Origin of the sequence: Corallococcus exercitus (genome assembly GCF_042231735.1) — a bacterium.
Taxonomy (GTDB): domain Bacteria; phylum Myxococcota; class Myxococcia; order Myxococcales; family Myxococcaceae; genus Corallococcus; species Corallococcus exercitus_B.
Map to the genome: position 1 here is coordinate 5,940,555 of NZ_CP102577.1, position 19,551 is coordinate 5,960,105.

The window sequence follows — 19,551 nt, forward strand, 5'->3', positions numbered from 1 at the left end:
TCCGCGCCGCTACACCTTCTCCAGCACGCTGGAGAGCACCTGGGCGGTGAAGTTCACCAGGGGAATCACGCGCCGGTAGTCCATGCGCGTGGGCCCGATGACGCCCACCGTGCCCAGCACCGCCTCCGCCGTGCCGTAGGGGCTGGCGATGACGGTGACGTCGCCGGCGGCGGAGAACTCGCTCTCCGCGCCGATGAAGACGTGCATCTCCTTGGTGCGCTGCACGCGGTCCAAGAGGTGCAAGAGCTTGTGCTTCTCATCCAGGGCGCGGAACAGCGCGCGGATGCGCTCCACGTCGGCGAACTCGGGCTGCTCCAGGAAGGAGCCGGTGCCTTCGATGAGCACGCGCTCGGGCGTCTGCAGGTCGGTGGCGGCGGCGCCCAGGCGCAGGGCCTTGGCGGTCAGCGCGTTGTAGAGGGCCTGCTCCTGGTCCATCTCCGCGCGGATGCGCTCGCGCGCCTCCTCCAGGGGCACCTGGTGCAGGAGCTCGGAGAGGTAGTTGCTGGCCTTGATGAGCTCGTCGGACGTCACCGGGAAGTCCACGGTGAGGGCCTTGTTGTGCACCTGGCCGTTCTGGCCCACGAGGATGGCGAGCACGCGGTTCTCGCGCAGGCGCAGGAACTCGATGCGCTGGAACACGGCGGCGTCGGGGCGGGGCGTGAGGACGACGCCCGCGTGCCGGGTGAGCGAGTGCAGCACGCGGCTGGCCTCCGACAGGATGTCGTCCAGGCTGGACTCGTGGACCAGGCCCGCGTGGATGAGCTCGCGGTCGCGAGGGGCGGGGTCGCGCAGCTTCACCAGGGTGTCCACGTAGAAGCGGTAGCCCCGGTCGGTGGGCACGCGGCCGGCGGAGGTGTGGGGCTTCTCCAGGAAGCCCAGGGCCTCCAGGTCGGCGAGCACGTTGCGCATGGTCGCGGAGGACACTTCGAACTCTCCGCGGCGCGTCAGCTGCTGACTGCCGACCGGTCCGCCCGTGGTGATGTACTCCTGCACCACGGCCCGGAGGACTTCCTTCTCGCGCTCACCCAATTCGTCGGGCATTCCCGCTCACGCTCCGGAAGCTGTCGACCCGACCTCCGGGTCTCCATGGCTCCTGTAGAATTCTAAAAGGGACGCCCGGGGCATTCAATTGGGTGCGCCGTCCAGGAGGGCAGGCAGGCGGGGCGCTGGCTTCCCGGGCTGGGGGCGGGTACGGCAAAGCGCACATCGCCCTGGAGGGTGCTGGGGATTAGAAGCCCGCCGCCGTGACGACCGCGACCGCGACCCCCGACGTTGCCGAGCCCACGCCCCACCGGGGCCGGCTGCTGTTCAGCCTCTTCTCGCTCTACGTCATCTGGGGGTCGACCTACCTGGCGATGCGGTTCGCGCTGACAGGCTTTCCGCCCTTCCGGATGGCGGGGCTGCGCTTCCTGCTGGCGGGCGGGCTGCTGTTCGCGGGGTTGCGGCTGAAGGGGCAGCCGGGGCCGGGGTTGCGGCAGTGGGGGGCAGGCGCGGCGACGGGCTTCCTCCTGCTGGTGATGGGCAACGGGGGCATCGCGTTCGCGCAGAACCTGGGGGTGCCGTCGGGGGTGGCGGCGCTGGTGGTGGGGAGCATGCCGTTGTGGACGGCCATCTTCGGGGCGGCCTTCGGGCAGAGGCCCGGCCGCGCGGAGTTGGTGGGGCTGGTGCTGGGCTTCGCGGGCGTGGCGCTGCTGAACCTGGGTGGAGACATGGGCGGCGGGGGCATGGCGGCGCTGGCGCTGCTGGTGGCGCCGGCGACGTGGGCCTTCGGTTCGGTGTGGAGCCGGCGGTTGCCGATGCCCGCGGGGCTGATGACGCCGGCGACGCAGATGTTGAGCGCGGGCGTGATGATGATGGCGGTGAGCTTCGTGCTGGGGGAGCGGATGGCGGACGCGGTGCCCCCGCGCGCGATGGTGGCGTTCGTGTATCTGGTGGTGTTCGGTTCGCTGGTGGCGTTCAGCGCGTACGGCTATCTGCTCCGGCACGCGAGGCCGGCGCTCGCGACGAGCTACGCGTACGTGAACCCGGCGGTGGCGGTGCTGCTGGGCGTGGTGTTCGCGGGAGAGACGCTGGGTCCGCTGACCCTGGGAGCGATGAGCGCCATCCTGGTCGCGGTGATGCTGCTGGCCCGCGGCAAGCGGTGAGCCGGTTCGCGGGCCTGGTGGCCTGTGTCCTGCTGACGGCGTGTGCCGGAGGGACGCGGCATTCCCGGCACGGAGAGCTGGGGTTCGTGGATTCGGAGACCGCGGGGAAGGCCCGGCACGCGGCCTACGTGGCGGAGCAGGCCTCCGCAAGGGCCGCGACCCGGGCCATGGCGTCCCCACTGGTCCGGGCCATCCCTCCCGCAGTGCTCGCGCTGATGCAGCAGGACCACGACGCGGACGAACTGGAGAAGCAGCTCGCCGCGTGCGCGGTCCAGGCAGAGCAGTTGGGGAACGCGCGCTACTTCCAGGGCCGACCTCCGACACGACAGGAGTGCGCCGAGGTGGTGGAGCAGGACCGCTGCGGCAAGCCTGTGACCCGGGCCATGAAGCTGGGAAAGCAGAAGCACGTGCTCGCCCTTCAGTGCGCGGAGGAGGTGTTGAAGGAGCTGTGGCCCGCGCCCTTCAGCATCGAGCAGCGCTACCGCTACTACCCGAACGCCCGGATGGTGGAGACGGTCAGCAAGAAGGAGGAAGCGCGGCTCATCGCCGAGGGATGCACTGACGAGCTACGGGGAACCATCAAGCCCGACCTCGTGCTCCACGAGGACCGCAACCTGCTGAAGGCCGCGCTCACCTTGGACTTCAAGTTCCCCTGCCCTGATAGCAACCTGCCACAGTGGACGGTGTATGGCCCCAGCAGTCCATACATCGGCAGAAACCAGGGAGAGGTCTACAAGGCAGCGCTGGGTGGACCGGCGCTGCTCATCTCTCCAGGCAATGGAGTGAGGATGCGATGAGGGACACCTTTCCGATCATCCGGCTTCGCACCAGGAAAGGCTGGCTCGCGGGACGCGATGGCATCCTCATCTCCTTCTTCGTCCATCGCCCGCCCAAGGACATCGCCCCTGCGGTGTGGCGCGCCCTGCAAGCCTACCTTCGAGCCATTCCTGCAGGAACGCTGGGCTGGTACCCGGCCGATGACGGAGAGATGGCGCCTCTCGATGACACCGGATGGCAACACCTCCGGCAGTGTCTGCTGGAGCCGCCCTGGAACGGCCTCCGCCCCATCGAGCTCCTGGAGAGTCCGAGCGAAGCTGGCGGCTACCACTTCGAATACTACGGGCGGCAACTGGGGGACCCCATCCTGGAAGATCCCATCAGCTCGGTATCGTTCACGTTCCCGACCGAATACCTCAGGGAGCACGGCACTTCACACCTGCGAGCCCTTGCGCTCCAACTGGGTGATGAGCTGCCCTTCAGCTTCGGCTACGCCAGCTTCGCCATCGTCTCACCCCAAGGCTTGTTCAGCTCAGGCGACTGGAACATCACCGAGGCGCTCCTCGCTCGGTATCCGGGACTGGATGCCTACAACAACGAGGAGCTGAGTTCAGTCATCGGCACGCATGCGCTGGCCCCGGCCTGGCTCACCTTCCTGGGCCAGCCCCTGCTCGGACAACTGGGCGGAATGGACGCGCTCCGGAACGGGCTTTCCTTCCCGGAGGTCTCCCTGCTCCCCATGGAGGGTGACCGCGTGCTCGTCACGCTGGATGAATGGCCAGACCCCATCGACACGCAGACGAAGCCCATCCCTCCCCAGTACCGCGTGCTGGCCCGACTGATGGAGCCCTTCTTCTTCCAGTACGAAGGCGAAGGGCTCCCTCTCTACAAGCACGACACGAACCGGTGGATCCGTCGGTTCCTCTAGCCCTGCGGCCACGGCGACACTCCAGCAGCGCATACGTCGGATAGAGTCCGGCGGGTGCGTCCCGTGAAGAGTCTCTGGGTGGCCTGTGCCCTGCTGACGGCGTGTGCCGGTGGCTCACGCCATTCAAGACACGGAGAGCTGGGGTTCGTGGATTCGGAGACCGTGGGCAAGGCACGGCACGTGGCCTACGTGGCGGAGCAGGCATCCGCGCGGACTGCGGCGTCGACCCTGGTTCGTGCCGCCCCCGTGTTGCTTGGGGTGATGCAACAGGACCACGCCGCCGTGGGTGACTTGGAGGAACGCCTCGCGGAGTGTGCTGTCCGGGCTGAGCAGGTGGGGAATGCGCGCTACTTCCAGGGGCGACCTCCGACACGGCAGGAATGCAGCGAGGTCGTCGAGAAGGACCGCTGTGGCAACCCCATCACGCGAGCGATGCAGTTGGGCAAGCAGAAGCACGTGCTCGCGCTTCAATGCGCGGAGAAGGTGTTGAAGGAGCTGTGGCCTGCCCCCTTCAGCATCGAGCAGCGTTACCGCTACTACCCAAACGCCAGGATGGTGGAGACGGTCAGCCGGAAGGAGGAGGCTCGCCTCATCGCCGAAGGCTGTACCGAGGATCTCCGGGGCACCATCAAGCCGGACATCGTGCTCCACGCGGACCGAAACCTGCTGAAGGCCGCGCTCACCCTGGACTTCAAGTTCCCCTGTCCGAACAGCAATGAGCCACAATGGACTCGTTATGGGAACAGCAGTCCATACGCCAACCAGAGCCAACAATACGTATACGAAAAAGCATTGGGTGGACGAGCGCTTCTCGTCTCGCCACAGAAAGGCATACGGTCGCCGGTGCCATGAAAAACGATCTTCCCATCATCCGGCTTCGCGGCCGGGGCGAATGGCTCTTGGGTCGCGATGGATTTGTCGTGTCCTTCTTCATCCATCGCGATCACACCGAGGTCGCGCCCGCCATCTGGGGCGCAGTGCAGACCTACCGTCGCGCAATCCCTCCCGGATCATTGAATTGGTACACCTCCGATGACGGGGACATGGTTCCGCTCGACGAGGAGGGCTGGGAACACAATCGCCGGGAAGTGATTGACTGCCTTGAAGGTGGCGGCAGGACTGTTGAGCTGCGGGAAAGCCCTAGCGAAACCGGCGGCTACCAGGTCGAATACTACGGGCGGCTGCTCGACAGCCCGTTCCATGATGCCCCCGTAACCGCTCTGGCCTTCACCTTCCCTTCCGAATACTTCCTGGAGCATGGTGCGGACCACCTGCGAGCCCTGGCGCTTGAGTTGGCTCGCGAACTGCCCTTCAACTTCGGATACGTCAGCTTCGCCCTTGTTTCGACACAAGGCGCCTGGGCGTCAGCAGATTGGACGGTCCTGGATGGACTCCTCTCTCGATACCTGGGTCTGGACGTCTACAGCGTCGGTAAGGCCGGCAGCGTCATCGGAACCCACTCTCTGGGGCCTCACTGGCTCACCTTCTTAGGGCGGCCCCTCTTGGGACGGCTTGGGGGCATTGACGCGATGAGGCGAGCGCTTTCCTTCCCGGAAGTCTCCCTCCGGCCCATGGAAGGCGACCGCCTGTTGGTCACCCTCGGAGAAGGACCCGATCCCATCGATACCGAGAAGGGAGCCATTCCTTCTCAGTACCTTGCCCTAGGACGCCTGCTGAAACCTTTCATGTTCGAATATACCGGAGATATTGACGAAATGCAGGGCAAGATGAATTGCTGGCGCAGGCGGCTCTGCCCATAGCCACCCTGCCAGCGCGACCGTCCTAGTCACCGACCGAGCCAAACTCAGACTCAAGCCTGATTCGGAACAGCCCCTTCACTTTCACGCACGTACCGTTCGCCGCAAGCCTTGGGCAGCTCAACACAAGCCGCATGCCCGGCAATTCTTTAAGCGGAGCCGCTTGGCCGAACAGATGTCTCTCACCACACGCACAGTCAAACGACAACGCCTGATAAATAGACATACCCATTCTTGGCGACCATCCCATCAAAACCCTCCTCTTGAACTCCTCCCAGGACACGATCTCCAATCCAGTCCGGCGCCCGCTCTTTTCAGCACTCTCAAAAACATGCCGAACAGCGAGCTTTTCTCCTTCACCGAATCGGTCGCTTGCAAGAATAGGTTCAAGATAGTCCTTCCGGAGGACATCGATAGGAACTGGGCCTACGACATCAACCAAAAGCGCCCGCTGCATTGAAATCAAACATCTTCGACCATCCTCAGACGGCGTCCGACCATGAAGCAATTCTAAATCCACTTCTTTGGCCGCACGAACAAGCAACTCAATCGTGCGCTCGACATTTTGCCGCTGGGCTCTTTCCGACATCTTTCTGAACCAGGCAATCACCCAAGACCTCCACCCATCGAACTGAATCCGCCAACGCACCAACACACACAAACCACACCCCGCACTGCAAACACAAGATCCCACGGCGCACGACCTACTGGCCATTGATGAATATGGCTTTGGAGGCTCACACCACAGACCGTAGGCCCCAAAGATTCTTAGCATCTATCAGCAGCCTGCTAGATTTTGCTTCGTGGATGTCCGCCCTGGGGAAACCACCAACATGGGCTGCTTTCAGCGCTGCACCACAAACTCTGTACCAGAACGTCGCGAGCCTGTATGTGGCCGGAGTCCTACTCACGGCGTGCGCCGGAGGAACGCGGCATGCCCGGCACGGAGAGCTGGGGTTCGTGGATTCGGAGACCGTGGGCAAGGCACGGCACGCGGCCTATGTGGCGGAGCAGGCATCCGCGGGCCGCGACCCGGGCCATGGTGTCGCCCCTGGTCCGGGCCATTCCTCCGGCCGTGATTGCACTGATGCAGCAGGACCACGACGCGGAGGAACTTGCGGACCGCCTCGTGCAATGCGCGCGGCAGGCCGAACGCTTGGGGAATGCGCGTTTCTTCCTCGACCGTCCGCCTACGCGACAGGAGTGCGGCGAGGTGGTGGAGAAAGACTCCTGCGGAAGACCTGTCACCCGAGCCATGAAGCTCGGCAAGCAAAAGCACGCGCTCGTCCTCCAGTGCGCGGAGCAGGTGCTGAAGGAATTGTGGCCCGCGCCCTTCAGCATCGAGCAGCGCTACCACTACTACCCAAACGCCCGGATGGTGGAAACAGTCAGCAAGAAGGAGGAAGCGCGGCTCATCGCCGAGTCTCCTCGTATCGGCATCGCGGAGAATCTGAAATGAACTGGTGGGATGCTCCCGTCATCCGGCTCTGGTCGATTGGCGATCTCCCCGTCGCCCGTGATGGCATCGGCCTCAGTTTCTTCATCCACCGCGACCACAAGGACATCGCGTCCGCCGTCTGGCGTGCCCTCCAAACCTATCTTCGCGCCATTCCCCCTGGCTCGCTGGGTTGGTACGGCACGGATGACGGCGACATTCTGGAGCTCGATGAAAAGGGCTGGGAGGAGGCCCGCCAACAGATGCTGGAGCGCCCCTGGGGCTACAGCGGGAACGCGAACCTGTCGGAAAGCCCGGGTGGAGGCGAAATCTCCAGCGGATACATTTTTGAGTACGAGGGCCAGCCACTCGATACACCGTTTGGAAAGGCTCCAGTCAGCGCGGTGTCATTCACTTTTCCCACGAGCTATCTCCAAGGAAACGGCGCGGCCCACCTGCGCACCCTGGCGCTGGAGCTCGCTCGCGAGCTGCCCTTCAACTTCGGATACGCCAGCTACGCCATCATCTCGTCCCACGGCATGTCGAGCGCGGCCAGGTGGCCCATCGTCGAAGCACTCCTCGCTCGCTATCCAGGCCTGGATCTCCATCACGGCACCGGCTTCAGCTCCAGCTTGGGAACCCGCGCCCTCAGCCCTGCCTGGCTCTCGTTCCTGGGCCAGCCCCTGCTGGGACAGATGGGCGGCATCGACGCGCTCCGGAACGCGCTTCCGTTCCCGGAGGTCTCCCTGCTCCCCATGGAGGGTGACCGCGTGCTCGTCACCCTCGACGACTGGCCAGACCCCATCGATACGCAGACAAAGCCCATCCCGCCCCAGTACCGCGCGCTGGCCCGGCTGATGGAGCCCTTCCTCTTCCAGTACGAAGGGGAGGAACTCCCCCTCTCCAAGAGCGACACGAACCGGTGGATCCGCCGGTTCCTCTAGCCCTGCGGCCACGGCGACAGCTTCTCCGCCTCGTACCGCTCCAGCAGCGCATGCGTCGCTCGCGCCGCCTCCTCCACCTCCACGCGCGACAGCCCTCGCGGCAATGACTCAACCAGCGTCGGGAACGGCTGGTCGAAGACGAGCAGGTTCTCCAGCTCCAGCGGATCCGTCTCCAGGTCGTACAGCTCCCACTGGTCCGCGTGCTCCCCGGACGGGTCCCACGTCCTCGACAGCTTCCAGCGGGGCGTGCGCACGCAGCGGACGTGGTTGGGCTGGCACACCGCTCCGGGCCTCAACCCGGGCACCTTGCCCTGCTCCCGCAGCCGCTCCACCGCGCGCACGTACACGGAGAACAGCGCGTCGTCGTGCAGCTGGTGCGGGTCTCCCGTGCGCGGCAGGGGCTCCGTGATTTCGTCGTCCGTCACGAAGAGCACGCCCTCGCGCGGCGTGCCGTTGGGCTCCGTCACCGTGGTCGCCTCGCCCCTCGCCAGCGGGCTCAGGTCCGCGCCCACGAACGGGGGCACCGGCCGGTGGAGCCGCAGGTCCGTGCGGATCGCCGCCTGCTCCTCCCGGGAGATTCCCGCCAGCCCCAGCACCGTGGGCACGATGTCCACGTGACTCGTCAGCGCGTCGATGTGCCGCGTCGCCTGCGCCTGGGGCAACCGCACCACCAGCGGCACGTGCAGCGCCTCCTGGTAGGCCGTGTGCCACTTCTCCATCAGGTAGCCGTGCGCCGCGCCGTACTCGCCGTGGTCGGAGAGGAACACCACCACCGTGTTCTCCCCCAGCCCCGTCTCGTCCAGCGTCCGCAGCACCCGCGCGATGTGCCCGTCCACCAGGTGGATGAGCCACGCGTAGTACTGCTGGAAGCGCTCCGCCGCCTTCTCCGGGTCGTGCGTCAGCTGGAACGGGATGCCCGCGCTCAACGTCACCGTCACCGGGTCGATGTTCTCGTTCGCCTGGTGCACCGTCAGGCCCGTCTTCGACGACAGCGCGAGCCCCATCTTGTACGCGTAGTCCCGCTGGCAGTCCGGCTTGTTCGCCAGCGTGTCGCGCAGGTTCGACGGCACGCCCGCGTTCTCCTGCGGGAACCCCAGCGGGTTGAGCGGCACCGTGAACGTCCCCGCCGTGGGCTTCACCGACCGCGCCCCTTGCGCCGGCACCGTCAGCGGCCCCAGCTTGGGCGCCCCGGGGTCCAGCTGCCGCGGCAGGATGGGATACGTCGCGATGTCGTGGGGGTTGGTGAACGACGCCACCGCCAGCCACGGCTGCGCGCTGCCCTCCGGCGCGTCCGCCCGGGGCGCCGCGTACGCCTGATCCGCGAGCGCCCGGTTGTACGGCTCGCCCAGCGCCATCCGCCGCAGGAAGCCACACGCCAGGTCCGCGAAGCCCTCGTCGCGGAACGCGCCCAGGTTGTTGATGGAGGACCCGTGCGGCTCCGGATACGACAGCTCCCAGTCGTCAAAGCCATACTGCTTCAACGAGTGGTCCGGCGGATTGCTCACGTGCCACTTGCCGAAGTAGTGCGTGTGGTAGCCCGCCTTCTGGAACCAGTGCCCCAGCGTCGGAATCCCTTGCGCCGACAGCCACGGGAAGGCCGCCGCGTCACCGCTCTTGAACAGGCCGTCCGTCTGCGTGACGCCCGTGCGCGTGCCGTACTGCCCCGTGTAGATGGCCGCGCGGCTGGGGATGCACGCCGACGCCGCGATGGTGTGGTTGCGGAACACCGCCGCGTTCCGCCGCAGCGCCGCGAAGCCGGGGAAGAACTTCCGGAACGGGTTGTCCTCCCCGCCCTCGTCCACGAAGCCCAGGATGTCCTTGATGCCCGGCAGGAAGCCGCCCTCGGGCCCATAGGCGAAGCGGGGGAACTGGAGCTGGTCGACCGTGAGGATGAGGACGTTGGGCCGCGAGGAAGAGGGCATGGCCCCCACCAGAGCACGGGCCATACCAACGCCCCATGCCCCGGGGCGCCGGCCCCTCCCCCCACCCGGCGCGTCCCGGGAGGACGCGGGCCGCGTCCTCTCTGACGCGCGCGCGGAAGCTCAGCTCGGGGCGCGCGAGGACTCCGCCGGCGTCGCCGCTTGGGCCTCGGTGCGCCGGGGCAGCCAGACGTTGAAGGTGGAGCCCTGGCCCGCGGTGCCGGTGGACTCCGCCCAGATGCGGCCGCCGTGCTGCTCCACGATGCCCTGGCTGATGGTGAGCCCCAGCCCCAGCCCGCCGTACTTGCTGCCGTGCGCGCGGCCGAAGCGCTCGAAGATGAGGCGCTGCTTGTCGCTGGGGATGCCCACGCCCTGGTCCTTCACGGACAGGTGCACGCCGCTGTCGCCCTCGGCCACCAGGCGCACCAGCACCTGGCCTCCTTCCGGCGAATAGCGGATGGCGTTGGACAACAGGTTCGTCAGCACCTGGTCCAGCCGCCCCCGGTCCCACGTGCCCTCCAGGTGCTCGGGGACCTCCACCTTCAGCTCGTGCGTCTGCGACAGCACCGCCATGCGGTCCCGCGTCTCCAGCACCAGCTGCGACAAATCAAACGGCTCCAGCTCCAGGGACAGCCGGCCCGCCTGCAGGCGGCTGATGTCCAGCAGGTCCTCCACCAGCTTCGCCATGCGGTCGATCTGCCGGTTGATGATCTGCAGCGACTTGCCCGGGCCGGCCTCCGTCTGTCCGCCCAGCTTGAGCAGCGCCAGGTGCGCGTGGCCCTTCGCCGCGGCCAGCGGCGTGCGCAGCTCGTGGCTCGCGGCGGCGAGGAACGCGTCCTTCGCCTCGCTCGCCAGCCGCAGCGCCGTCTCCGCGCGCTGGCGCTCCGTGATGTCACGCGCCACGGAGATGAAGCGGCCGGGGCCCTCCCCTTCCGCCACGTACTGGAGCACCACCTCCACCGGCACCTCCGTGCCGTCGCGGCGGCGGTGGTTGGTGGAGTACGTCTGCGACGGCAGCGTGCCGGACATGAGCGGCGCCAGCAGCTTGCGGAAGCCCGTCTCGTCGAAGGCGCTCTCCACCTCCAGCACGGACAGGCCCACCAGCTCCTCCACCGTGGCGGACAGCTGCTTGGCCGCGCCCGCGTTCGCGTACGCGAGCGTGAGCGTGTCCGGGGTGAACATCAGGACGCAGTCCAGCGTGGCGTCCAGCGTCGTCTTGAAGCGCGCCAGCGCCTCTTCCGCGCGCCGCTTGTCGTCGATGTCCGTGGCGATGGCCAGCCAGCCCACCAGCTGCCCGTGCTCGTCGTGCTCCGGCACCGCGCGCGCCAGGTGCCAGCGGTAGACGCCGTCCTTGCGCCGCAGCCGGAACTCCTCCGTGCTGTTCTGGATTTGCACCACCGCGTCGGCCCACACCGTGCGCATCCGCTCACGGTCCGCCGGGTGCACGTCCTGGAGGAAGGAGGAGAGCGACAGCTCATACCCCTCCTGGTGGCCGGTGTAGTCGCGCCAGGCCCGGTTGGCGTACGTCAGCGACCCGTCCGCGCGGGCCGCCCACATGGGCTCCGGCAGGGCCTCCGTGAGCCGGCGGTAGCGCATCGCGCTCTGGCGCTCCAGGGCCTCGCGGTCGCGCTGGCGCAGCAGGGCCGCCTGGCGCTGGAGCTGCTGCTCCTTGAGGAACAGGTCCACGAAGACGCTGACCTTCGAGCGGAGGATTTCCGGGTCGAAGGGCTTGAGCAGGTAGTCCACCGCGCCGTGCGCGTAGCCCTTGAAGACATGCGCCGCGTCACGGCTGAGCGCGGTGAGGAAGATGATGGGGATGGTGCGCGTGCGCTCGCGCTGCTTGATGAGCGCCGCCGTCTGGAACCCGTCCAGGCCCGGCATCTGCACGTCCATCAGGATGACCGCGAAGTCGCGCTGCAAGAGCTGCTTGAGCGCCTCCTCGCCGCTGGTCGCCTTCACCAGGTCCTGGCCCAACGGCTCGAGGATGGCTTCCAGCGCCAGCAGGTTGGCCGGATGGTCGTCCACCATCAGGATGGCCGCGCGCGGCGGCGCGGCGGCTTCCTGGGGACGTTCCGGAGTGTGCTCAGTGGAGTTCATGTGCGCGGTGGGGGAGCGCGTGGGTCAGGGGACCCGAGACACGGCGGACAAGGCTAGGGCCGCCCCCTTCCAGACGGAAGTGCAAAGGGGGCAGGAGGATGGATCGTCCTCGTTGAGTATCAAGCACTCACCCAGAGGCGAACGAGTTCCAGGAGCTTGTCGGTGTCCACCGGCTTGGGCAGGTAGTCACTCGCGCCGGCCGCCATGCACTTCTCGCGGTCGTCCTTCAGCGCCTTCGCGGTGACGGCGATGATGGGCAGGCTGGCGTACTTGGCGTCCTTGCGGATGGCACGCATGGTCTCGTAGCCATCCATCTCCGGCATCATCACGTCCATCAACACGACGTCCACGTCGGGGTGCTGGCCGAGCATCTCGATGGCGGCCCGCCCGTTCTCCGCGAAGACGACCTGCATGCTGTGATTTTCCAGCACGCTGGTGAGCGCGAAGATGTTGCGCATGTCGTCATCCACCAGGAGCACCTTCTTGCCGGCCAGCGGTGCGTCCTGGTCGTTGCGCTGCGCCAGGGCCGCGCGCGCGCGTGGTGGGAGGTTCTCGTCCAGGCGGTGCAGGAAGAGCGCCGTGTCGCTGAGCAGCTGGTCCGGGCTCTTCGCGCCGCTCTTCAGGATGACGCTGCCGGTGTAGCGCCGCAGCCGGGCCTCGTCCTTGGGCGTCAATTCGCGGCCGGTGTAGACGACGATGGGCAGGTCGCGGAAGCGCTGCTGCGTCTTCACCTCCTCCACCAGCTTGATGCCGTCCATGTCGGGCAACAGGAGGTCGATGACGAGGCAGTCGTACTCGTTCTCCTCCAGCTTCTGGAGGGCCTCCTGGCCGGACGCCACCGCGGTGACGACGACGTCTCCGCCGTCGCTGAGCAGCTGGGTGAGGCTGCTGCGCTGCACGTCGTCGTCCTCGATGACGAGCAGGCGGCGCTCGCGGCGCTCCAGGAAGCGCGACAGCTGGCCGAAGACGCGCTCCAGGCCCTCCTTGCTCACGGGCTTGGTGAGGTAGCCGAACGCGCCCTGGGTGTTGCCCAGGTGCTTGTCCATCACGCTGATGATGTGGACGGGGATGTGGCGCGTGCGCGGGTTGCGCTTGAGGCGGTCCAGCACGCTCCAGCCGTCCACCACGGGCAGCTGGATGTCCAGGGTGATGGCGTCCGGCTGGTACTCGTGCGCCATGGACAGGCCGCTGTCGCCGCGCGTGGCGACCAGGGCCTTGAAGCCCTTCTCGCGCGCCATCTGCACCATGATGCGGGCGAACTTCAGGTCGTCCTCGATGATGAGCAGGGTGCGGTCACCCTCGCGGATGAGCTCGCGGTCGTCCTCCACCACGACGGGCGTGTGCGACCCCTCCACCGGCGGGGGCAGCGCGGCGTCCAGCACGTGGGCCTGCGGCTCCGACACCAGGGCCGACGGCGCGAGGGGCGGCGGCGTGGCGATGCCGGGCGAGGCCGGAGGCAGGTGCGATTCCGGCAGGGCCCCCAGCGCGCGAACGGCCGAGTCATTGCCCTGCGCGCCGTCCTCGTCCGAGCCCTGGTACTCCGGAGGCAGGTAGAGGGTGAAGGTGCTGCCCTTGCCCGGCTCGCTCTCCAGGCGGATCTCACCGCCCAGCAGCTTGGCGATTTCGCGGCTGATGGACAGGCCCAGGCCGGTGCCGCCGTACTTGCGCGCGGTGGAGCCGTCCGCCTGCTGGAACGCCTCGAAGATGATGCGCTGCTTGTCCTTGGCGATGCCGATGCCGGTGTCCTTCACGGCGAAGGCCAGCACGTGGCGCGAGCGGCGCAGCGCCTCGTGGTCGAAGCGCATGCCCTTGTCCGCCAGGCGCACGGTGAGCTTCACGCCGCCCTCGTCGGTGAACTTGAAGGCGTTGGAGAGCAGGTTCTTGAGCACCTGCTGCAGCCGCTGCGGGTCGGTGCGCACGTGGCGCGGCGTCCCGGCCAGCACCTCCACCTGGAAGGTGAGGCCCTTCTGGTCCGCCACCGGGCGGAAGCTGCGCTCGATGAACTGGTTGAGCTCCGTGAGGACGATGTCCCGGGGCTCCACCTGCATCTTGCCCGCCTCCACCTTGGACAGGTCGAGGATTTCGTTGATGAGGCTGAGCAGGTCGCCGCCGGACGCGTAGATGGTGTTGGCGTACTCGACCTGCTTGTTGGACAGGTTCCCGTCCTTGTTGTCGGACAGGAGCTTGGCCAGGATGAGCAGCGAGTTGAGCGGCGTGCGCAGCTCGTGGCTCATGTTGGCCAGGAACTCGCTCTTGTACTTGGAGATGATGGTGAGCTGCTCCGCCTTCTCCTCCAGGCTGACGCGCGCCAGCTCCACCTCGCGGTTCTTCTCCTCCACGCGGGTGTTCTGGTCCGCCAGCTCCTTCGCCTTGTCCTCCAGCTCGATGTTGGTGCGCTTGAGCTCGTCCTGCTGCTGGGTGAGCTCGCGCGACTGGCTCTGGAGCTCCTGGGTCAGGCGCTGCGACTCGGAGAGCAGCGTCTCCGTGCGCATGTTCGCCATGATCATGTTGAGCACCACGCCGATGCTCTCCGTCAGCTGGTCCAGGAAGATCTGGTGGATGGCGCTGAACGGGTGGAACGAGGCCAGCTCGATGACCGCCTTCACCTCGCCCTCGAAGAGGACGGGCAGGACGATGATGTTGAGCGGCGCGGACTCGCCCAGGCCGGAGGAGATGGTGATGTAGTCCGACGGCACGCGCGTGAGGAGGATGGTCTTCTTCTCCAGCGCGCACTGCCCGACGAGTCCCTCACCCAGCCGGAAGCGGTTCGCCAGGTGCTTGCGCTCCCGGTACGCGTAGGTGCTGGTGAGCTTGAGGGACGGGACGCCGCCCTCGGGGTCGGAGAGGAAGAAGGCGCCGTGGTGCGCGGACACCAGCGGGGTCAGCTCGCTCATGATGAGGCGGCTGACGGCATCCAGGGACTTCTGGCCCTGCATCATGCCGCTGAACTTCGCCAGGTTCGTCTTGAGCCAGTCCTGCTCCTGGTTCTTCTGCGTCGTTTCACGCAGGTTGACGATCATCTGGTTGATGTTGTCCTTCAGCGCCGCGACCTCGCCTTCCGCGACGACCGTGATGCTGCGGGTCAGGTCGCCCTTGGTCACGGCGGTGGCCACGTCGGAGATGGCGCGCAGCTGGCTGGTGAGCGTCCCGGCCAGCTGGTTCACGTTGTCCGTCAGCTGCCGCCACGTGCCGCGCGCACCGGGCACGCGGGCCTGGCCGCCCAGCTTTCCTTCGATACCCACCTCGCGGGCCACCGTGGAGACCTGCTCCGCGAAGGTGCCCAGCGTGTCGGTCATGTTGTTGATGGTGTCCGCGAGCGCGGCCACCTCGCCCTTCGCGTCCACGATGAGCTTCTGGGTCAGGTCGCCGTTGGCCACCGCCGTCACCACGCGCACGATGCCGCGCACCTGGGTGGTGAGGTTGGAGGCCATGAAGTTCACGTTGTCCGTGAGGTCCTTCCACGTGCCGGCCACACCGGGCACGCGGGCCTGGCCGCCCAGCTTCCCTTCCACGCCCACCTCGCGGGCCACCGTGGAGACCTGCTCCGCGAAGATGCCCAGCGTGTCGGTCATGTTGTTGATGGTCTCCGCCAGGGCGGCCACTTCGCCCTTCGCGTCCACCACCAGCTTCTGCTTGAGGTCGCCGTTGGCGACCGCGGTCACCACCTTCACGATGCCGCGCACCTGCGTCGTGAGGTTGCGGGCCATGAAGTTCACGTTGTCCGTGAGGTCCTTCCACGTGCCGGACACGCCCTTCACTTCCGCCTGACCGCCCAGCTTTCCTTCCGCGCCCACTTCACGGGCCACGCGGGTCACTTCGGAGGCGAAGCTGTTGAGCTGGTCCACCATCGTGTTGATGGTGTTCTTCAGCTCCAGGATTTCACCCTTCGCGTCGACGGTGATCTTCTTGGACAGGTCACCGTTCGCGACGGCCGTCGTCACCAGCGCGATGTTGCGCACCTGGCTGGTGAGGTTGGAGGCCATGCTGTTCACGTTGTCCGTGAGGTCCTTCCACGTGCCGGCGACGCCGGGCACCGCGGCCTGCCCCCCCAGCTTGCCGTCCGTACCCACTTCCTTCGCGACGCGGGTCACTTCGGAAGCGAAGGCGCGGAGCTGGTCCACCATCGTGTTGATGGTGCTCTTGAGCTCCAGGATTTCGCCCTTCGCCTCCACGGAGATCTTCTGCGACAGGTCGCCGTAGGCCACCGCCGTGGTCACCTTGGCGATGTTGCGCACCTGGTCCGTGAGGTTCGCGGCGAGGACGTTCACGTTGTCCGTGAGGTCCTTCCACACGCCCGCGACGCCGGGCACCGCGGCCTGGCCGCCCAGCTTGCCCTCCGTACCCACTTCCTTGCCCACGCGCGTGACTTCCGACGCGAACGCGCGGAGCTGGTCCACCATCGTGTTGATGGTGTTCTTCAGCTCCAGCACCTCGCCCTTCACGCTCACGGTGATCTTCTGGGAGAGGTCGCCGTTGGCCACCGCCGTCGTCACCTTGGCGATGTTGCGCACCTGGTCCGTCAGGTTGCCGGCGAGGACGTTCACGTTGTCCGTGAGGTCCTTCCACACGCCGGACACGCCCTTCACGTCCGCCTGACCACCCAGCTTGCCTTCCGTACCCACTTCCTTCGCGACGCGCGTCACTTCCGCGGCGAACGCGCGGAGCTGGTCCACCATCGTGTTGATGGTGCTCTTGAGCTCCAACACCTCGCCCTTCGCGTCGACGGTGATCTTCTTGGACAGGTCGCCGTTCGCGACCGCCGTCGTGACCTCCGCGATGTTTCGCACCTGGGCCGTGAGGTTGTTGGCCAGCAGGTTCACGTTGTTCGTGAGGTCCTTCCACGTACCGGCCACACCCGGCACTTCCGCCTGGGCGCCCAGCTTGCCCTCCACGCCCACCGTGCGCGCGACGTCCGTCACCTGCTGCGCGAAGACGGACAGCGTCTGGGTCATGGCGTTGATGGTGTCCGCGAGCGCGGCGATCTCACCCTTGGCCTCCATCACCAGCTTCTGGGACAGGTCGCCGTCGGCCACCGCCGTCACCACCTTGACGATGCCGCGCACCTGGGTGGTGAGGTTGAAGGCCATGCTGTTCACGTTGTCCGTGAGGTCCTTCCACACGCCGGACACGCCCTTCACGTCGGCCTGACCACCCAGCTTGCCGTCCGTGCCCACTTCCTTCGCGACGCGCGTCACTTCCGCGGCGAACGCGCGGAGCTGGTCCACCATCGTGTTGATGGTGCTCTTGAGCTCCAGGACCTCACCCTTCGCGTCAACGGTGATCTTGCGCGACAGGTCACCCTTCGCGACCGCCGTCGTCACCTCGGCGATGTTACGGACTTGATCCGTAAGGTTGTTCGCCAGGAGGTTCACGTTGTTCGTGAGGTCCTTCCAGGTGCCCGCGACGCCCGGCACCACGGCCTGGGCGCCCAGCTTGCCTTCCACGCCCACCGTGCGCGCGACGTCCGTCACCTGCTGCGCGAAGATGGAGAGCGTCTGGGTCATCGCGTTGATGGTGTCCGCGAGCTCCGCCACCTCGCCCTTGGCCTCCATCTTCAGGCGCTGGGTGAGGTCGCCGTTGGCGACCGCGGTCACGACCTTGGCGATGCCTCGCACCTGGGTGGTGAGGTTGGACGCCATGAAGTTCACGTTGTCCGTGAGGTCCTTCCACGTGCCGGACACGCCCTTCACTTCCGCCTGACCGCCCAGCTTGCCGTGCGTGCCCACCTCGCGGGCCACGCGGGTCACTTCGGAGGCGAAGCTGTTGAGCTGGTCCACCATCGTGTTGATGGTGTTCTTCAGCTCCAGGATTTCGCCGCGAGCGTCGACGGTGATCTTCTTGGACAGGTCACCGGTGGCCACCGCCGTCGTCACCAGGGCGATGTTGCGCACCTGGGTGGTGAGGTTGGAGGCCATGCTGTTCACGTTGTCCGTGAGGTCCTTCCACGTGCCGCCGACTCCCGGCACCGCGGCCTGACCGCCCAGCTTGCCGTCCGTACCCACTTCCTTCGCGACGCGGGTCACTTCGGCGGCGAACGCGCGGAGCTGGTCCACCATCGTGTTGATGGTGCTCTTGAGCTCCAGCACCTCGCCCTTCACGTCCACGGTGATCTTCCGCGACAGGTCGCCATTGGCGACGGCGGTGGAGACCTCCGCGATGTTGCGCACCTGGCTGGTGAGGTTGGACGCCATCAGGTTCACGTTGTCCGTGAGGTCCTTCCACGTCCCCGCGGCGCCGGGCACCTGGGCCTGGGCGCCCAGCTTGCCCTCCACGCCCACCGTGCGCGCGACGCTGGTCACCTGCTGCGCGAACACGTTGAGCGTGTCCGTCATGTTGTTCAGCGTGGCGCCCAGCGCGGCGATCTCACCCTGCGACGGCACCATCAGCTTCTGGGTGAGGTCGCCGTTGGCGACCGCCGTCACCACCTTCACGATGCCGCGCACCTGCGTCGTGAGGTTGGACGCCATGAAGTTCACGTTGTCCGTGAGGTCCTTCCACGTGCCGGACACGCCGGACACCGCGGCCTGACCGCCCAGCTTGCCTTCCGTACCCACTTCGCGCGCGACGCGCGTCACTTCGGAGGCGAAGCTGTTGAGCTGGTCCACCATCGTGTTGATGGTGCTCTTGAGCTCAAGGACTTCGCCCTTCACGTCCACCGTGATCTTGCGGGACAGGTCGCCGCGGGCCACCGCCGTGGTGACCTCCGCGATGTTTCGCACCTGCGCGGTGAGGTTGCCGGCGAGGACGTTCACGTTGTCCGTGAGGTCCTTCCACACGCCGGACACGCCCTTCACGTCCGCCTGGCCGCCCAGCTTTCCTTCGGTGCCCACCTCCTTCGCGACGCGCGTCACTTCGGCGGCGAAGCTGTTGAGCTGATCCACCATCGCGTTCACGGTGGTGCCGATGCGAAGGAACTCGCCCTTCACGGGCTGGCCGTCGATCTCCAGCGCCATCTTCTGGGTGAGGTCGCCTTCGGCCACCGCCACCAGCACGCGGGCGACTTCCGTGGTGGGCTGCACCAGGTCGCCGATGAGGGCGTTGATGGACTGGACGCTGGTGGCCCAGTCGCCACGCACGTCGCCCAGGGTCACGCGCTCGCCCATGCGGCCCTCGCGGCCGACGACGCGCTCCACGCGGACGATTTCGTGGGTGAGCGTGGAGTTGAGCGTCACCACCGCGTTGAACGCGCGGGCGATCTCATCCATCACCATGTCCTGCGCGCCCGACGGCAGCCGCACGGAGAAGTCACCGCCCTGCACGGCCCGGAGCGCCGCCAGCAGCTGCTGGAGCGGAGGAGGACCGCCGGGGCGCAGCCCCTCATCCGCTTGACGGCTGTTGCCGTTGCGGCCTCGCGCGGGAGCGCGGCGGGTGGACGCGGGCTCGGCGCGCGACGCCTCTGTGTTGCTCAGCCGGTTGGCCGCCACGTTGGCCTGGGAGCGGCCCCCTGGAAGGCCAGCGTCCTGACTTGCTGCGGTCCCGGCCGTCTTGCGCCCGTTGGCGCGCTTGCGGGGAGCGGAGGAGCTGGAAACCTTGGTGTCGTCCACGTGTGA

At 67.0% G+C, this 19,551-nt stretch carries 12 protein-coding genes; 7 read left to right on the forward strand and 5 right to left on the reverse strand.

The features are described 5' to 3' along the window. Positions 1-9: 9 nt before the first annotated feature. Positions 10-1,041 (reverse strand): heat-inducible transcriptional repressor HrcA, encoded by a 1,032-nt coding sequence (gene hrcA, locus NR792_RS23375; RefSeq protein WP_120524719.1) that lies wholly within the window; start codon positions 1,039-1,041, stop codon positions 10-12. A 203-nt stretch (positions 1,042-1,244) separates the two neighbouring features. On the opposite strand from hrcA, the gene yedA reads away from it, so the two are divergent. From yedA to NR792_RS23400, 5 genes are all read left to right on the forward strand, one after another. After that, the gene (gene yedA, locus NR792_RS23380) at positions 1,245-2,144 is read left to right on the forward strand and encodes a drug/metabolite exporter YedA (protein WP_375754889.1); all 900 of its coding nucleotides are present in this window, start codon (positions 1,245-1,247) and stop codon (positions 2,142-2,144) included. Positions 2,145-2,230: 86 nt separating this feature from the next. Next, positions 2,231-2,941, forward strand: coding sequence for a hypothetical protein (locus NR792_RS23385; RefSeq protein ID WP_375754890.1), 711 nt, complete (start codon positions 2,231-2,233; stop codon positions 2,939-2,941). Then, positions 2,938-3,849: a DUF3396 domain-containing protein gene (locus tag NR792_RS23390; protein ID WP_375754891.1), complete on the forward strand. Its 912-nt coding sequence runs from the start codon at positions 2,938-2,940 to the stop codon at positions 3,847-3,849. The genes NR792_RS23385 and NR792_RS23390 overlap by 4 nt, the downstream gene beginning before the upstream one ends. Positions 3,850-3,996: 147 nt before the next feature. Then, entirely contained in the window at positions 3,997-4,701 is a 705-nt protein-coding gene (locus NR792_RS23395; protein WP_375754892.1) for a hypothetical protein, read from the forward strand. Further along, positions 4,698-5,609: a type VI immunity family protein gene (locus tag NR792_RS23400; RefSeq protein ID WP_375754893.1), complete on the forward strand. Its 912-nt coding sequence runs from the start codon at positions 4,698-4,700 to the stop codon at positions 5,607-5,609. The genes NR792_RS23395 and NR792_RS23400 overlap by 4 nt, the downstream gene beginning before the upstream one ends. Before the next feature lie 22 nt (positions 5,610-5,631). Here NR792_RS23400 and NR792_RS23405 read toward each other — a convergent pair whose 3' ends face one another. Then, on the reverse strand, positions 5,632-6,216 hold the full coding sequence (locus NR792_RS23405) for a hypothetical protein (protein ID WP_375754894.1): 585 nt from the start codon (positions 6,214-6,216) through the stop codon (positions 5,632-5,634). 429 nt (positions 6,217-6,645) lie between these two features. Here NR792_RS23405 and NR792_RS23410 point away from each other — a divergent pair, with 429 nt between their 5' ends. Both NR792_RS23410 and NR792_RS23415 read left to right on the forward strand, forming a co-directional pair. Beyond that, a complete protein-coding gene (locus tag NR792_RS23410; RefSeq protein ID WP_375754895.1) occupies positions 6,646-7,065 on the forward strand; it encodes a hypothetical protein in 420 nt (139 codons plus the stop codon). Beyond that, positions 7,062-7,985: a type VI immunity family protein gene (locus NR792_RS23415; protein ID WP_375754896.1), complete on the forward strand. Its 924-nt coding sequence runs from the start codon at positions 7,062-7,064 to the stop codon at positions 7,983-7,985. Before NR792_RS23410 ends, NR792_RS23415 begins: the two co-directional genes overlap by 4 nt. Here NR792_RS23415 and NR792_RS23420 read toward each other — a convergent pair. From NR792_RS23420 to NR792_RS23430, 3 genes are all read right to left on the reverse strand, one after another. Next, positions 7,982-9,907, reverse strand: coding sequence for a sulfatase-like hydrolase/transferase (locus tag NR792_RS23420; protein WP_375754897.1), 1,926 nt, complete (start codon positions 9,905-9,907; stop codon positions 7,982-7,984). The genes NR792_RS23415 and NR792_RS23420 overlap by 4 nt on opposite strands. 120 nt (positions 9,908-10,027) lie before the next feature. Next, positions 10,028-12,001: a PAS domain S-box protein gene (locus NR792_RS23425; RefSeq protein ID WP_375754898.1), complete on the reverse strand. Its 1,974-nt coding sequence runs from the start codon at positions 11,999-12,001 to the stop codon at positions 10,028-10,030. Positions 12,002-12,120: 119 nt separating this feature from the next. Further along, complete coding sequence (locus NR792_RS23430) at positions 12,121-19,545, reverse strand: HAMP domain-containing protein (RefSeq protein ID WP_375754899.1); 7,425 nt, start codon at positions 19,543-19,545, stop codon at positions 12,121-12,123. Positions 19,546-19,551 lie beyond the last annotated feature (6 nt).

Bases quoted from the DNA above. Each gene is read 5' to 3' on its own strand.
- hrcA (WP_120524719.1), bottom strand. From the start codon at position 1,041: ATGCCCGACGAATTGGGTGAGCGCGAGAAGGAAGTCCTCCGGGCCGTG.
- NR792_RS23410 (WP_375754895.1), top strand. From the start codon at position 6,646: ATGGTGTCGCCCCTGGTCCGGGCCATTCCTCCGGCCGTGATTGCACTG.
- NR792_RS23420 (WP_375754897.1), bottom strand. From the start codon at position 9,907: ATGCCCTCTTCCTCGCGGCCCAACGTCCTCATCCTCACGGTCGACCAG.
- NR792_RS23390 (WP_375754891.1), top strand. From the start codon at position 2,938: ATGAGGGACACCTTTCCGATCATCCGGCTTCGCACCAGGAAAGGCTGG.
- NR792_RS23400 (WP_375754893.1), top strand. From the start codon at position 4,698: ATGAAAAACGATCTTCCCATCATCCGGCTTCGCGGCCGGGGCGAATGG.
- NR792_RS23425 (WP_375754898.1), bottom strand. From the start codon at position 12,001: ATGAACTCCACTGAGCACACTCCGGAACGTCCCCAGGAAGCCGCCGCG.
- NR792_RS23415 (WP_375754896.1), top strand. From the start codon at position 7,062: ATGAACTGGTGGGATGCTCCCGTCATCCGGCTCTGGTCGATTGGCGAT.